This is a genomic window from Pseudomonas fluorescens group sp. PF-1, from assembly GCF_054481335.1.
This window is the reverse complement of the sequence record NZ_JBTMNG010000002.1, coordinates 1,513,100-1,528,093: the sequence shown is the minus strand read 5'-3', so window position 1 is coordinate 1,528,093 and position 14,994 is coordinate 1,513,100. Positions and strand designations below refer to the sequence as shown.

The 14,994-nt window shown below is 61.1% G+C and carries 10 protein-coding genes; 5 read left to right on the top strand and 5 right to left on the bottom strand.

The window, feature by feature from the left end; translation table 11 throughout:
- The first annotated feature begins 169 nt into the window (after positions 1-169).
- Positions 170-5,386 (top strand): dermonecrotic toxin domain-containing protein, encoded by a 5,217-nt coding sequence (locus ACX3YD_RS21585; RefSeq protein WP_458960953.1) that lies wholly within the window; start codon positions 170-172, stop codon positions 5,384-5,386.
- A 140-nt stretch (positions 5,387-5,526) separates the two neighbouring features.
- Here ACX3YD_RS21585 and metE read toward each other — a convergent pair whose 3' ends face one another.
- Positions 5,527-7,839 carry a 5-methyltetrahydropteroyltriglutamate--homocysteine S-methyltransferase gene (metE, locus tag ACX3YD_RS21580; protein ID WP_458960952.1) on the bottom strand — a complete coding sequence of 771 codons (2,313 nt, stop codon included), beginning with the start codon at positions 7,837-7,839 and terminating at the stop codon, positions 5,527-5,529.
- 109 nt (positions 7,840-7,948) lie between these two features.
- Here metE and metR point away from each other — a divergent pair, with 109 nt between their 5' ends.
- Positions 7,949-8,866 carry a transcriptional regulator MetR gene (gene metR, locus ACX3YD_RS21575; RefSeq protein WP_047538239.1) on the top strand — a complete coding sequence of 306 codons (918 nt, stop codon included), beginning with the start codon at positions 7,949-7,951 and terminating at the stop codon, positions 8,864-8,866.
- Positions 8,867-8,943: 77 nt separating this feature from the next.
- On the opposite strand, the gene ACX3YD_RS21570 is transcribed toward metR, so the two are convergent.
- From ACX3YD_RS21570 to ACX3YD_RS21560, 3 genes are read right to left on the bottom strand one after another with little or no spacing between them, the layout of a single operon-like run.
- Positions 8,944-9,483 (bottom strand): GNAT family N-acetyltransferase, encoded by a 540-nt coding sequence (locus tag ACX3YD_RS21570; RefSeq protein WP_458960951.1) that lies wholly within the window; start codon positions 9,481-9,483, stop codon positions 8,944-8,946.
- A gap of 2 nt (positions 9,484-9,485) precedes the next feature.
- The gene (locus ACX3YD_RS21565) at positions 9,486-10,124 is read right to left on the bottom strand and encodes a LysE family translocator (RefSeq protein WP_047538236.1); all 639 of its coding nucleotides are present in this window, start codon (positions 10,122-10,124) and stop codon (positions 9,486-9,488) included.
- Positions 10,125-10,146: 22 nt separating this feature from the next.
- Positions 10,147-10,590, bottom strand: coding sequence for an NUDIX hydrolase (locus tag ACX3YD_RS21560; protein ID WP_458960950.1), 444 nt, complete (start codon positions 10,588-10,590; stop codon positions 10,147-10,149).
- 193 nt (positions 10,591-10,783) lie between these two features.
- On the opposite strand from ACX3YD_RS21560, the gene ACX3YD_RS21555 reads away from it, so the two are divergent.
- Positions 10,784-11,254 (top strand): hypothetical protein, encoded by a 471-nt coding sequence (locus ACX3YD_RS21555; RefSeq protein ID WP_458960949.1) that lies wholly within the window; start codon positions 10,784-10,786, stop codon positions 11,252-11,254.
- Positions 11,255-11,456: 202 nt separating this feature from the next.
- On the opposite strand, the gene ACX3YD_RS21550 is transcribed toward ACX3YD_RS21555, so the two are convergent.
- A complete protein-coding gene (locus ACX3YD_RS21550) occupies positions 11,457-12,278 on the bottom strand; it encodes a carbon-nitrogen hydrolase family protein (protein WP_458960948.1) in 822 nt (273 codons plus the stop codon).
- Between the two features lie 126 nt (positions 12,279-12,404).
- On the opposite strand from ACX3YD_RS21550, the gene ACX3YD_RS21545 reads away from it, so the two are divergent.
- On the top strand, positions 12,405-13,205 hold the full coding sequence (locus tag ACX3YD_RS21545; protein ID WP_103406323.1) for a helix-turn-helix transcriptional regulator: 801 nt from the start codon (positions 12,405-12,407) through the stop codon (positions 13,203-13,205).
- 169 nt (positions 13,206-13,374) lie between these two features.
- A complete protein-coding gene (locus ACX3YD_RS21540; RefSeq protein ID WP_103406324.1) occupies positions 13,375-14,994 on the top strand; it encodes an FMN-binding glutamate synthase family protein in 1,620 nt (539 codons plus the stop codon).

Genomic DNA, 14,994 nt, shown 5'->3' with positions numbered 1-14,994 from the left:
TCTGATGAAATTTGTTCAAGCGCGCTGCCACAGTTCGATGACAGTTTGATGAAGAGTGCCGGGCGGTCATCAGGGCACGTCCAGCGCCACACGATAACTATGTACCGCCATGCCGCTTTCCCACCGACCTCTAATGGCTCCGATTTTTCACCCATCGGAGTTTTTCTTCATGTTCGAATCAACGAACGCACCGCTGGCCGACTTCGGCATCGTCCCCCCGTTGGCCCAAGGCACGGACGACAACCTGCACCTGAGCGCCTCGGCACGCTGGAACGACTGCCGCGAACAGTGGCTGGCCCTCATGGCGCAGAACCCGCAAGCCCCCCTGACCGCGAACTGGTGGCAGGCACGCGCACGCGGCACCGACCTTTCACGCAAGGCACAGGCCATTCGCTTGTATCGCCAGCATTTCGAAGCATCGTGCCAGTTGGCATTTGCCCAGGGCACCTTGAATACCGAGCAGCTCAACATGCTGCTGGACCTCGTCACCCCGGCAGTGCAAACGAGCTCCCCCGAGATCCTGGTTTACGTCGAGACCCTGTCGCTCAGGGGCGACAGCGGTCTGACTGACGAACTTCGGGGGGCCCTGGCCATTACCCGCAATACCGACCAACCGGTCACCCAGTTGCTGTATCTGCCGTCTCGGCAAGTGCCCTGGATGATCTTTGAAAATCGCAACAGTCTGGAACGCTGGTTAATCCAGCAGCAACCTGACCCCGAGACCCGCCACGTCACGGTCGATTACACCGTATTGGACACCCCGCAGCTGACGAAAAGTGCCGAGTCCCTGTTGGTGCGACTGGCCACGGTGCCTGCCGAGCGGCAACACAACGACCGTGTCTTTGCCTCGCCCCCCGACCTGCCCATGCCGGAGGCAAACCAGGATATCGCTCCGTTCGGGCAACTGAGCCCCGATATTCCCTTGGACCTTCGCCACAACGCCGTAGTGCAACAGCAAACGGCACTGCAGAACCTGCTGGGGCTGGACTTTGCAGGCACCGCCGACGACCCGCGCATGCAGCGGCTGCAACAGCAATTCGACGCCCTGCGCGCCGCTCAACAGGCCAGCAGCGAGGCCGCAAATGCCCTGTTAAGCGCCGACAATGCGCCGCAACTGCTGGAACTGCGTCACTCATCGCCCTCTCTCTACAAGGCCCTATACCAAGCGCGCCTGAACGGCCTGCGTGCCGAAGCCGACCTGCAATTGAGCCTGGATCAGATCAGCGGCGATGAACATCAGTGGCTCACGGTCGTGCTCGACGCCCCCGAAAAACCCAGACCGGCCGACGTGGTGGTCGCCCGACTGGTGTTGACCGCGACTGACAGCGAAGGTGACACCCTGCGCACGCAAACCCAGGAACTCGACGGTGTGCTGCTGTTTGCCCGGCCATCGGCATTGTTGCCGTCCGCCAGCGACAGCGTGCTGCTCTACTGGCCCGGACATTTCGGCGGCCTGCAGCGGTTCGCCTCTTGCCAGGCACTGCAGCAGAAGATGTTCAGGCAGCCGGCCAACGACGACACGCAAGCGCTGCAGCTTTTGCCGCTGACGGGCAACCCGTTCGAGTACGCCCTGCAAATCCAGCTTCACAGCTGTGAACAGCATGCGACGCGGCTGATGACCGCCCACTCCGCGCCCTCCCATGCCGACCAACGCACGGCGGAACTGGAACACCTGCGAGAACAGACCCTCGCCCGCCTGACCGTCCCCGCCAGCAGCGCGCGAGAGCTGGCCTTTGCGCACATCCTTGAGCAAAACCGCAGCGCGCTGCTGGCCACTCGGCTGCCGTCGCCCCTCCGCGCGCTGACCGAGGCCGAACGCGAACGTCTCAAGGCGCTGTTCACCGCCTACATCGCGGCGATGAAGCGCTCCCAAAAACTGCTGGAACGGGAACTGCCAATGCGCGACTCATTCAGCAAAAAAGCCATCGACGCCCGCCTGCGCAAAGACTTCTCCCTCACGCAGAACGTTGAGGTGTTGCTGGACCTCCCCGACACCACCACATGGCGCAAGGTGCCGATCGAGGGCCCGGCGCCGGGCACACCGCACAAAAATGTGCTGATCGGCAGCGAGCAACGCAGCCGGTTGTCCCTCGCCGAACTGGCGCAAAGCAATATCGATCAGGCGATGTGGTTGCGCGTGTCGTTGATGCGGGTCGAGATCAGCGGCGCTGACGAGGGGCAACGGCAGAAGCTGAGAACCGGCATCACCCAGGCCTACCTGCGCAAACTGGTCACCGAGCTGGATCTGGCCGGGAACTATGAAACCTTGATCCGCCAGACCTTCCTGGGCCCCCCGACTGCCTCGGCCTTCAGCAATGAATATCGGCGTGAATGCCTGAGCGAGCCGTGGCGCCTGATGCTTGAGTTGCAAGGCGAGTTCGCCGTGCTCGCCAAGGACATCGATACCGCCGGCCAGAAGGTGCTGCGAATCGCCATCGACGCCAACAGCCGTGAAGCCTTCTCCGTCGATGGCAAACGCATCGAGTTATTACCCGCCCACCTAACCGTTGGCGGCAAGGACACGCCCGGCGAGGGACCGAGCACCCTGGCCGGGGTGACTTTCATCGTCGAGCAGGTCAGCGGCCTGACCCTGCTCTATCGGCCTGACTGCCCCGACGGAGTGTTTTTGCGTCAGTTCGACAGCCTCGAACAGGCGCGGATGTTCCTGTTCAACCAATGCCTGCATAGCACCATGGTCACCTACCTGGCCGGTCGCGCGTTGACCGGGGAATTTGCCTCACACGTCAGCCGGATCAACCAGGCCCGGGTGAAAAACTTCGATGCCCTGATCGGCGTCGGCACCGCCTGGCCGGCCAGCACCTCCCTGGCAGCGCATCTACTGAATGTGCACATGGGCCGTTTGCTGGAGGCGCATCGGGCGACATCGCGCTCCAACGATGCCTTGTATCTGGAGCACGTCGCGCTGCGCTCCGGGGCCATGTTCAACTACCTGAAAATGGCGCTGGGCGTGGTGCCTTTCGTCGGTACCGCCATTGCCCTGTACGACGCCTGGAACAGCGCCAACCTGGCGGTGGCGGCTTTCCTGCGCGGTGATGTCGGCCACGGCCTGGCCGAGGTGGAAGCCGTGCTGCTGTCGTTGATCGACGCGGCCATGGATGTGCTGCCCGTTGCTGGCGCCACTTCCAGCGCCGCGCGTGCCGCCACTCGCGGGCGACAATTGCGCGCCCTGACGAAACAGCCTGGCGCCTTGCAGGTCTCGACCCCGCAGCAGGTGCGACACACCCTCAAGCGTTTCGCAGGTTATGAGTACGAACAGGAGATTTCCCTGGCCGGCCTGCAACCGGGTACCGAAGGGATTTATCGCAACGTTTATCGCCACGCCGATGGCGACTTCATGATCAGCCAGGGGCGTATCTATCGCATCGAATTGACGGACAACCCACCGCAATGGCGCTTGGGCGCAACCAGCACCCGAACCTACAAACAACCCATCGCCCTGGATGAAGCCGGCAACTGGAACACCCACTATGCGGTGTACGGCACCGTAACGGCAGGCGGCGGTGCCGGCGGCGGCGCGGTGCTCGGTCATATGGCTGACGGTCTCGACCCGCTCTGGCCCGCCGCCATTCGCCGCTGGTTGCCACGCTGGTGGGCCGACCGGGCGTTGCGACGCCAATTGACCCTGACCAACACCGCCGATGCCTACTCCCGGCGACTCGGGACCCAGACCGACAGCTCCAACGCCGTGCTGGAACATTACTTCAGTCTTGATCAGGAGCAGCGCCCACCGCTTCGAGCCAATGCCGACATTATTTGCGTGAACGACATCGAGCTGGCGCAGGCCCAGTATCTGAACCTTGAAGAACTGATGCTGATCAGCCACGGCCGAAGACGCCTGCTGGTCGAAGATGTTCAAAGCCGCTGCGCCTGGATGATCGTCGATCGAATGGTACGGCGAATCGCTTTGGTCAAGGAACGCCTGCTGGAACACCTCAACCGTATCGATCAGTTGATTGCCCGATCGGAGGCCACGCCGCTCAGCGATACCGCCGCACACATTCAACTGATGGCGCAACGCAAGGAAATACGAATCGAGTTTCTCAAGGACTTTGACCTGCTTCACACACAGGTTGCAGAAGCCAATCGATGGAACGGCCGGATCACCAACCGCGTACAAAAATCGAAAGTGGCCCCGGAGATGGCCACGGTTAACGAAAAATTCAGCGATGCCAACTACTACTACCTGAAAACGGCGAATGAGCTGGAGATCATCACTCACTACAACGCCGTCACCGACCAGTCCTGGGCCTACTTTCACGTACAGTTGAAACGGGCCCGCGACAAGGTCGGGCGAGCGCTGCTGACCCAACATCAATTGCCTGAAGTACGGGCCACGTTTACCCAGCGCAACAAGGTGCTCGAAGATTGCCTGGCGACCTATGCCGAGTTTCGTCGCAACCTCGGGGCCTGGTCCCTGGGTTATCCGCAGCACCTGGATCTGGAGCAGGTCACCGCGTTTCTCGACAATCTGGCAAACGTCGAAGCAGCGGCTCTCCATGCCATCAAGACACGCCCCTCCAACAGTGCAAGAGCGGGAAGCGCGGCAAAGCAACTGTTCGAGACTGAAGACAACCAGTTGCTTATCGGTGTCGCCAGCACTGATGCCGCGACCCGCCAACAGCGCTTCACCGTCGAGGGAGCCAATGGTTACAGGGAAACCTGGCTGCCGCGCTCATCCAGCGGCAAATATCACCTCAGTGAGCCAGTGGCAGCTGCGCCAACGGAGCTTGTGACCGATATCACGCCGTTGCTGGTGGAGGCCAGGAAACGACTCGGCACGGTGGACGCCTACAAAGGCAAAGTCGAAGGCTACGCCCGCCAGGACATGTTGCCGGTCGACCTGGAGCACATGATGACCAATGAAGCCGCGGAACTGAACATGCGCGCCCAGGCCATCGAACGGCTGTCGCCCACGGAGACGGTGGCACTGCAACTGCGCAATCGCGCGAATGAATTGTCCCGTGCCGGGCGCACGCTGCGAATCGACCAGACCCTGAACAGCAAGACCCCGACCGAGGGCTATCTGGACTATCTGCTTGAACAACGCGTGGTGGACATTCGCAAGGAAGGCGGCCTGCGCGATCTGGGCAAGCGCACGGACGGGCGCAGGGATTTCCTTCAGGAGTACGAGGTTCGCGATGTGCGCGGCGAGTCACCCCAGACGTTGTGGTACGCACATTTCCACTACACCTCGGCAAAACCTGCGTTCAACGATTTCGTCAAAGGTCATTTGAAACTGCCGGAGCAACGCAACCTGGGCCTGCAATGGCAGCAGGCCCAGGCTGGCAGTGGTGCAAACGTGCAAGCGATCTGGCGCGGCGACATCGGCAAACCGCTGGGGATCAAACACTTCGCCGAACTCTAAACACCGTAAACCTCTGTAGGAGCGAGCCTGCTCGCGAAAAACGCAGGTGCACCGCTGGGTATCTGGCTTCCCGCGTTATCGTTGACGTCGATCGTCGGAACGCCGCCCGGAGCCGGCTCGCTTCTACAGGGAGGTAGTGATCAGGCCAATTGGCTACGCAACTGTCGCGCCGCCGCCACCATGTTCACCAGCGCCGCTTCGGTTTCCGGCCAGGCACGGGTTTTCAGACCGCAATCGGGGTTGACCCACAAACGCTCGGCCGGAATGCGCTTCACCGCTTTGCTCATCAGCTTGACCATCTCGGCGGTGTCCGGCACCCGTGGCGAGTGGATGTCGTAGACGCCCGGACCGATGTCGTTCGGGTAGTCGAACGCCTTGAACGCTTCCAGCAATTCCATGTCGGAACGCGACGTTTCAACGGTGATCACGTCCGCGTCCATGGCCGCGATGGCTTCGATCACGTCATTGAATTCGCTGTAGCACATGTGGGTGTGGATCTGGGTTTCGTCACGCACACCACTGGCACTCAGGCGGAACGCTTCCACCGCCCAGTCGAGGTATTCCTGCCATTGCGCCCGACGCAGTGGCAGGCCTTCACGGAACGCGGCTTCGTCGATCTGCACGATCTTGATGCCAGCGGCTTCCAGGTCCAACACTTCGTCACGCAGGGCCAAGGCCAATTGTTGCGCCTGGACTTTACGTGACACGTCTTCACGGGGAAACGACCACATCAGCATGGTCACGGGCCCGGTGAGCATGCCTTTCATGACCTTGTCGGTTTGACCCTGTGCATAAGTAATCCAGTCGACGGTCATGGCGTTCGGTCGGCTCAGGTCACCGTAGATGATCGCCGGTTTCACGCAGCGCGAACCGTAGCTCTGCACCCAGCCGAAACGGGTAAACAGGTAGCCGTCCAGCTGTTCGGCGAAGTACTCGACCATGTCGTTGCGCTCGGCTTCACCATGAACCAGCACATCCAGCCCCAGGCGCTCCTGGATCTGCACGGAGTGACGGACTTCATGACGCATGGCGTCGGTGTAGTCATTGGCCGACAGCTTGCCTTGCTTGAAGGCCTGGCGTGCCAGGCGGATGGATGCCGTCTGCGGGAACGAGCCGATGGTGGTGGTCGGAAACGCCGGCAGTTTCAGGCGTGCACGCTGCTGTTCGATGCGCTTGGCAAACGGCGAATGACGCTGGCTGTCGTTCGGGCCGATCGCCGCGACACGTGCCTGCACGTCGGCCTTGTGGATGCGCGGCGACTCGGCGCGGCTGAGCTGAACGGCGCGGCTCTCGGCCAGGGCGGCTTGCACCTTGGGCGCCTGCGGATCGTTCAAGGCATCGCGCAACACAGCGATTTCGCCACACTTTTGGACGGCAAACGCCAGCCAGCTTTTGAGTTCCGGATCGAGTTTGTCTTCACGCTCCACATCCACCGGACTGTGCAGCAGCGAGCAGGAACTGCTGACCCACAGGTTGTCGCCAAAGCGTTCCTGGGCAAATTGCAGTTGTGCGAGGACAGGCTCCAGTTCGCAGCGCCAGACGTTGCGGCCATTGACCAGGCCCACCGAGAGAATCTTGTAGGTCGGCAGGCGATCGAGCACATGCAGCAATTGGTCGGGCGCGCGCACCGCATCAATGTGCAGACCTTGCACCGGCAGGCCAACGGCCAGGCCAAGGTTGTCTTGCAGACCGCTGAAGTAGGTCGCCACCAGTTTTTTCAGCGGCGAGTACTGGAGGATGTGATAGGCGCGTTCGAAGGCGTTTTTCCAGGCTTGCGGCAGGTCGAGGGTCAGGATCGGTTCGTCTATCTGCACCCATTCCACGCCTTGGGCGGCGAGGCGACCGAGAATTTCGTTGTACACCGGCAGCAGGCGTTCCAGCAGGTCGAGCTTGTCGAAGTGGTTGCCTTTGGCCTTGCCCAGCCACAGGTACGTCAGCGGGCCGATGATCACCGGTTTGACGTTGTGACCCAGGGCCCTGGCTTCAGCGACTTCGTCGAACAGCTGTTCCCAGCTCAGCTTGAACGGCTGCTCGGCGCTGAATTCCGGGACCAGGTAGTGGTAGTTGGTGTCGAACCACTTGGTCAGTTCCTGAGCGTATTGCGTCTGGCCATGCTCACCGCCGCAGCAGGTCGCCGTGGCGCCACGGGCCATGGCGAACAGGGTGTCGAGGGTCGGCAGGCCGTGCGCGTCCCGGGTGCTGTCGAAGCGCTCGGGGATCACACCGAAGGCCAGGGAGTGGGTCAGTACCTGGTCGTACCAGGCGAAGTCGCCGACGGGCAGCAGGTCGATACCGGCGTCTTTTTGCAATTGCCAGTGGGTGGCACGCAGCTGGCGACCGACGCTTTGCAGCGCATCCTGGTCGAGATCGCCCTTCCAGTAGGATTCGAGGGCTTTTTTCAGTTCGCGGTCGGCGCCGATGCGCGGAAAACCAAGGGTGTGGGCCAAGGCCATGGTGAGTTTCCTCCCTTAAAAGATGGCGCTATTGTCGACAGCCAGGGCAACATGAGACAAACTCAACCTTTTCGTGTTGATCACAAGTTTTCCTCATGGAGCCACCCCGGTGCTTGAAATCCGTCACCTGAAGACCCTGCACGCCTTGCGCGAAGCCGACAGCCTGGTGGATGCGGCCGATCGCCTGCATTTGACCCAGTCGGCGCTGTCCCACCAGTTCAAGGAACTGGAAGAGCGCATGGGCATGCCGCTGTTCGTGCGCAAGACCAAACCGGTGCGCTTCACCAGCGCCGGCTTGCGCCTGCTGCAACTGGCCGACGCCACCCTGCCGCTGCTGCGTGGCGCCGAACGCGACATCGCGCGGCTGGCCGGTGGCACCGCCGGTCGCTTGCACATGGCGATCGAGTGCCACAGTTGCTTTCAGTGGCTGATGCCGACCATCGATCAATTCCGCGACGCCTGGCCGGAAGTCGAGCTGGACCTGGCTTCGGGGTTTTCCTTCGCGCCCCTTCCGGCCCTGGCCCGTGGCGATCTGGACCTGGTGGTGACCTCCGATCCGCTGGACTTGGCGGGGATCACTTACGTGCCGTTGTTCACCTACGAGGCGATGCTCGCCGTGGCCAACCAGCACCGGCTGGCGAGCAAGGCCTACATCGTCCCGGAAGACCTGGTCACGGAAACCCTGATCACTTACCCGGTGGAACGCGACCGCCTGGACATCTTCACCCGCTTCCTGGAACCGGCCGATATCGAACCGGCGCAAGTGCGCACATCGGAACTGACGGTGATGATGATGCAACTGGTGGCCAGCGGACGCGGCGTCTGCGGCATGCCCCATTGGGCGCTGCACGAGTACAGCTCACGGGGTTACGTGAAGGCCAAGCGGCTGGGCGAGAAAGGACTGTTCGCGACGCTGTACGCGGCCGTTCGCACCGACATGCTGGATGCACCGTACATGCGCGATTTCCTGCTGACGGCGAAGGACACGTCGTTTTCGACGCTGGATGGGGTTAGCGCGGTCCGCTAGAACATCACCACCTCTGTGGGAGCGGGCTTGCCCGCGATGGCGTTGGTAGATCCAACATCAATGTGTCAGACATGACGCTATCGCGAGCAAGCGAGCTCCGACAGGGATTGGCGGTGCGCCTGGATCTCACACCACATGTGAATCTTGTCGAAATACTCCTCTCCCACCCGCACCGCCATCGGCTCAAGCCCGAACTGGATGAACCCACAACGACGGTACAGGTTGAACGCAGCGTCATTGCCGGCGGTGACGGTCAGTTTGATCAGCCGCAGTTCCGGATGCTGCTGCGCCTCGGCCAACACCGCCTGCACCAATTGATAGCCGAGTCCGCGTTGACGGACATCGGCGGACACGTACATGCCAAACAGCGTCGCCTTGTGCCGGGCCTTTTCCCGAGGCTCGAAGGCCAGCCCGACAATGCCCGCCAACCTGCCCTCCTCGAACGCGCCGAACACCTGATCCAGCTTGCCGGTCAGGCGCGACTCCCACCACTGCAAGGGCATGCAGGCACGCTCGCGCACGCTGGAGGTGAACGCCTGCGGGTGACGGTCATAGGCTTCGAGCATCATCTCCCGGTAAGCCAGGGCGTGGCTGGCATCCAGACGTTCGATCCACATGCTCAGGCCATCCGGCGTTGTTCAAGCATCAGCCGCAGCGCCAGCGCCGACAGCACGAAACCCATGAAATAACGCTGCAGCGCCAGCCAGGTCGGGTTGCTGACGAACCACGAAGCGATGCCCGCAGCAAACAGGGCGATCAGCAGGTTGACGCAGAAACTGACGCTGATCTGGGTCAGGCCCAGCACGATGCTTTGGGTGAACACCGAACCGTGTTCGGGGCTGATGAACTGCGGAAACACGGAAAGGTAGAACACGGCGATTTTCGGGTTCAGGGCACTGGTCAGAAACCCCATGGTGATCAGTTTGCGCGACGAATCCGGCGGTAACTGTTGTGCCTCGAACGGCGAACGCGCACCGGGTTTGACCGCTTGCCAGGCCAGCCACAGCAAGTACAGCGCGCCGGCCCATTTCAACACCTCATAAGCCATTGGCACCGCCAGGAACACGGCGGTCAAACCGGCCGCCGCGGCGAACAGGTGCACGAAAAAACCCGCGACCACACCCAGCAACGACGTCACACCGGCCTTGCGTCCCTGGCAGATCGAACGGGAGATCAGATAGATCATGTTCGGCCCCGGCGTCAGGACCATCAGCAACGCGGCAGCGGCGAAAATCAGCAAATCCTGAAGCGGGATCATGGCGGTTCCTTGGCATGGATGATCAGGCGATCGCAGTCAGCGAAGCCCGATAAAACGGCAGGATAAGGTCACGTGTCAATGGCGCAAGGGTGACATTTCCGTCGGTGGCCGGGTCGATCCAGATCACTTCTTCGATCTCTGCCGCCGGGGAAACGTCGGCATCAATGGACAGCAGAAAGATTTCCGCCTGTACGACAAAACCCGGTTCGTTGGCAGCCGGAGCCGAGAACTGCCCGAGAAAAGTCGCGCAGGCTGGATCAATGATCAAACCCAACTCCTCTTCCAGCTCACGGGTCAGGGCATGGACCGGTTGCTCATGGGCCTCGATTTTGCCCCCCGGCTGCATGAACGCCTCGGTGCCACGCTTGCGCACCAGCAAGGTACGGCCATCGGGACCGATCAGCAGGGCGGCGGCGATGTGGATAAGTCCGGAATCAATGAGAGAAACATCAGTAGGAAAAGACATTGCTGACCCAGGGTCCATGTGAGGGCCGTACAGAATCCCACGCCTTTCTGCCTCGGCCAAGGGCTGAGTCTCGCCAAGGACCAGAACGGTCCGCCGACAAGTCCGGAAATTTCCCACGAACGAGTTTGGTAGCGTGTTTGCACCGATTTTCTACGGTCCCTCACCCCCATTCGCTGCCTATGGAAACCCTTGCATGTCCGACATCTCAACGCTGAAAGAAAAAATCAACACCAAGACATTTCATCTCGTTCTGTTAGGGCTACTGACGGGAGGGCTCTATTTAAACATCTGGATGTATAAAACCTTTACCGCACTGGAGGACGTCACTCGAATAAAAACCATGAACCCGGCCTTTTTTGTCGGCTACCTGGCCCTCATCGGGATATTCGGATATGTCAGCGTCCTCCCCCATCTCTATGCACTCGTGCTGACCGGTATCCTGTTGTTATTACTCACTGCACTTACCCTGCTCTGGTGCTTTCGCGTGCGGCGGGTGCTGAAGGCTTACGCCTTGGCTGAACACAACTTCGAGCTGCGCATGAACCTGGTCTATACCGGGCTTTTTACCTTTTACTACATCAACTACTGCATCAACGCCCTTCCGAGTGACAAGCAGAAGCACCAGGACAAAACGCGGGCGAAACACGAAGCCATTCAAGCCTGAACGAAAAAGGCGAACACCCGTAAAGATGTTCGCCTTTATGAAAAACCAAAGTGAGTACCAACCAAATTCCATGTTTGTGGGTTCCCGCCAAACATAGGATCTCCCGCATTGGATCGGTGCGAGCCGTGTCTTTGTGATCACACCCATTGCTTAGTGGGAGCTTGCTTGCGATGGCGCCAGCACCGACGCCGAAGAATCCGGATCAGCCCGCCGGTATCAGCAGCTCCCGTAACCCGGATGCATGCTCGACCATTTCTCCCGGCAACTTCAGCCGCTGATCATCCAGATACCGATAATCCTGGCGCGCCGCCGTCAACCGGTTCAGGTCCAGCTCGACCGCAAACTGCCCCTCCTCGCGCCCGGCCTCGAACAGCAGGGTGCCCAGCGGATCGACCAACGCGCTGCCGCCGGCAAACAGCAAGCCGCCATCGCCCTCTTCCACACGATTGACCATCAGCGCAAACGCCTGGTTTTCCTGGGCGCGGGCCATGATCGCGGTGCGGTGGGTCGGGCCGTAGGGGTCCATGTTGCCGTTGGTGACCAGCAGCACCTCGGCGCCCAGTTGCGCCAGGGCACGGGCGGTTTCGGGGAATTCGATGTCGTAGCAAATCAGCAGGCCGACGCGCACCCCGTTCCACAGGCAAGTGGCATAACGGTCGCCCGCCTCGAAGACACCGCGATCCGACGCCCACAGGTGCGTCTTGCGATATTTGAGCGCGATGCCTTCGGGGGTTATCAGCAGCGTGGTGTTGTAGAAACGGCCGTTGTCGTTCTCGGCGGTGCCGATGACCACGGTAATGTCGCGTTCACGGGCGGCGGCGACAATGGCGCTGACGGTCGGGCCGTCCAGCGGCTCGGCAATCCCGGCCACGGATTCGGCCGACGGAAAGCCCATCAGGTGGCTTTCCGGGAACATGAGCAGTTGCGTATCGGCGGCGCAGGCGTTGATCGCCGCCAAAGCGCGTTCGAGGTTATAAGCCGTGTCGTTGTCACGGCCCGTCAATTGGGCGAGTTCGACCTTCATGGGTATTCCTTGTCATGGATGCCGGGCGGCGCAAAGATTGCCCGCTCGCTGTCTGTGCGCCAGTATGCGCAGCAAGCAGGCAGGCGGGGAATTACGCCGCCGGGGTAACACGATAGGGGTAGAGGCATGACACTCTCGTTGAACGACATCGCCTGGCACCGTTCCGTCGGGCAACTGATCGACGCCCTGGACAAGCCCAACTTCTGGACGCAACTGGTGCGGCTGCTGGATCAGTACGTGCCTTGCGACAGCTGGGTGGCCCTGCTGTTCAGCGCCGATCAGTACCCGCAGGTGTTTGCCGAATGCCCCGGCGAGGACGGCGGCCCCGATCAGTTGTTTCAGGACTACCTGCGCGGGCTGTACCTGCTCGACCCGTTTTACATCGCCAGCCGCGAACAATCGGGCACCGGGTTATATCGCCTGTCGGAGGTGGCGCCGGAGCATTTCGAACTCACCGAGTACTATCAACGCTACTTTCGTGTGAATGTCGTGGCGGACGAAATCCAGTTTAATTGTCAGCTTGAAGGCGACCGCACGCTGTGCCTTTCACTGGGCAGCAAGCAGCGCTTCAGCGTCGGGCAGATTGCCCTGCTGTCGCTGATCCAGCCGTGGGTGCTTGGCCTGTTGCGCCAGCGTCTGCCTTATGAAGTCAACGACGTGGTGGCGCTTGCGCCTGCCCCGGTACAAGGCGACTGGCGTGTGCAACTGGAAGCATCGGTGCAGAAACTCAAAGGCACGCAATTGACCGCCAGGGAGCTGGATGTCGGGCGCTTGATGCTCAGCGGCTGTTCCAGCAAGGAAATCGCCCGCAAACTGGAGATCTCCATCGAAACCGTAAAGGTCCACAAGAAACACATGTACAGCAAGCTGGGGATCAAATCCCAGTCCGAGCTGTTTTCGATTTTTCTACAGGCACAAAATGCCTGACATGGCACTGAAATGCTTTTCTGCAAGAGCGAGCCTGCTCGCGATGATCGTGAACGATAACGCGGGGAACCTGATGCCCCGCGGTGTTCTCTGGTTCATCGCGAGCAGGCTCGCTCCTGCAATGATTTGCGTTTAGCCGAACCATTGAGTCCGAACCCACGGAAACCGTATGAGTCTGTCACTCCTGAGCCGCTACGCCTTCTTTGCCGTCTGCGTGATATTCACCCTCGCCAGCCTGCCCTTTCTCGCGCACGACTGGCTGTGGCCGATCACCGCTGTCACGGGCGTACTCAGCCTGATCGGTGTTTTCGATTTGCTGCAAAGTCCCCACGCGGTACGCCGTAATTACCCGATCCTCGGCAACATTCGTTACATGTTCGAAGCCATTCGCCCGGAAATCCGCCAGTACCTGCTCGAATCCGACAGCGACGCCCTGCCCTTTTCCCGGGCCCAGCGTTCTCTGGTCTACTCCCGGGCCAAGAACGAAAGCGCCGACAAGCCGTTCGGCACCCTGATCGACGTGTATCAATCGGGCTTCGAGTTCATCGGCCATTCCATGCGTCCGGCGCCCTTGAGCGACCCCGCCAGTTTCCGCGTGATGGTCGGCGGCCCGCAATGCACCCGGCCGTATTCCGCGTCGGTGTTCAACATATCGGCCATGAGCTTCGGCTCGCTCAGTGCCAACGCCATCCGCGCCTTGAACCAGGGCGCCAAACTCGGCAACTTCGCCCATGACACCGGCGAGGGCAGCATCAGCCCGTATCACCGCGAACACGGCGGCGATCTGACCTGGGAACTGGGCAGCGGCTACTTCGGTTGCCGCACCTCGGACGGGCGTTTCGACCCCGAACGCTTCGCGGCGCAGGCACAGACGCCGCAGGTGCGGATGATCGAAATCAAGATGAGCCAGGGCGCCAAACCGGGGCACGGCGGGATTCTGCCCAAGCACAAGGTCACCCAGGAAATCGCCGATACTCGCGGCATCCTGATGGGCGAAGACTGCATTTCGCCGTCACGTCACAGCGCGTTTTCCACGCCTATCGAGTTGATGCATTTCATCCAGCAGTTGCGTGAACTGTCCGGTGGCAAACCGGTGGGCTTCAAGTTCTGCCTCGGCCATCCATGGGAGTTCATGGGGATCGCCAAGGCCATGCTGGAAACCGGCATTCTCCCGGACTTCATCGTGGTCGACGGCAAGGAGGGCGGCACCGGCGCCGCCCCGGTGGAGTTCACCGACCACATCGGCGTGCCGATGCGCGAAGGGTTGCTGTTCGTGCACAACACCCTGGTTGGCCTGAACCTGCGGGACAAGATCAAACTCGGCGCCAGCGGCAAGATCGTCAGCGCCTTCGACATCGCCAGCGTCCTGGCCATCGGCGCCGACTGGGCCAACTCGGCACGTGGCTTCATGTTCGCCATCGGCTGCATCCAGTCGCAAAGCTGCCACACCAACAAATGCCCGACCGGTGTTGCCACCCAGGACACCTTGCGCCAGCGGGCGCTGGTGGTGCCGGACAAGGCCCAGCGCGTTTACAACTTCCACCGCAACACCCTCAAGGGCCTGGCGGAGATGCTCGCCGCCGCAGGCCTCGAACATCCGTCGCAGTTGTCGGCCAAACACCTGGTGCGGCGCATGTCGGCAACCGAGATCAAACTGTTCTCGCAGTTGCATGTGTCCCTGAAACCGGGGGAATTGCTCAACGGTGAAGTGAATGGCGAGTTTTACTCGCGGATGTGGCAGATGGCGCGGGCCGACAGTTTCGAGCCCAATGAAGTGGCCGTCGCTTGA

Bases quoted from the DNA above. Each gene is read 5' to 3' on its own strand.
- metE (WP_458960952.1), bottom strand. From the start codon at position 7,839: ATGGCCTTGGCCCACACCCTTGGTTTTCCGCGCATCGGCGCCGACCGC.
- ACX3YD_RS21560 (WP_458960950.1), bottom strand. From the start codon at position 10,590: ATGTCTTTTCCTACTGATGTTTCTCTCATTGATTCCGGACTTATCCAC.
- ACX3YD_RS21585 (WP_458960953.1), top strand. From the start codon at position 170: ATGTTCGAATCAACGAACGCACCGCTGGCCGACTTCGGCATCGTCCCC.
- ACX3YD_RS21540 (WP_103406324.1), top strand. From the start codon at position 13,375: ATGAGTCTGTCACTCCTGAGCCGCTACGCCTTCTTTGCCGTCTGCGTG.
- ACX3YD_RS21555 (WP_458960949.1), top strand. From the start codon at position 10,784: ATGTCCGACATCTCAACGCTGAAAGAAAAAATCAACACCAAGACATTT.
- ACX3YD_RS21545 (WP_103406323.1), top strand. From the start codon at position 12,405: ATGACACTCTCGTTGAACGACATCGCCTGGCACCGTTCCGTCGGGCAA.
- ACX3YD_RS21565 (WP_047538236.1), bottom strand. From the start codon at position 10,124: ATGATCCCGCTTCAGGATTTGCTGATTTTCGCCGCTGCCGCGTTGCTG.
- ACX3YD_RS21550 (WP_458960948.1), bottom strand. From the start codon at position 12,278: ATGAAGGTCGAACTCGCCCAATTGACGGGCCGTGACAACGACACGGCT.
- ACX3YD_RS21570 (WP_458960951.1), bottom strand. From the start codon at position 9,483: ATGTGGATCGAACGTCTGGATGCCAGCCACGCCCTGGCTTACCGGGAG.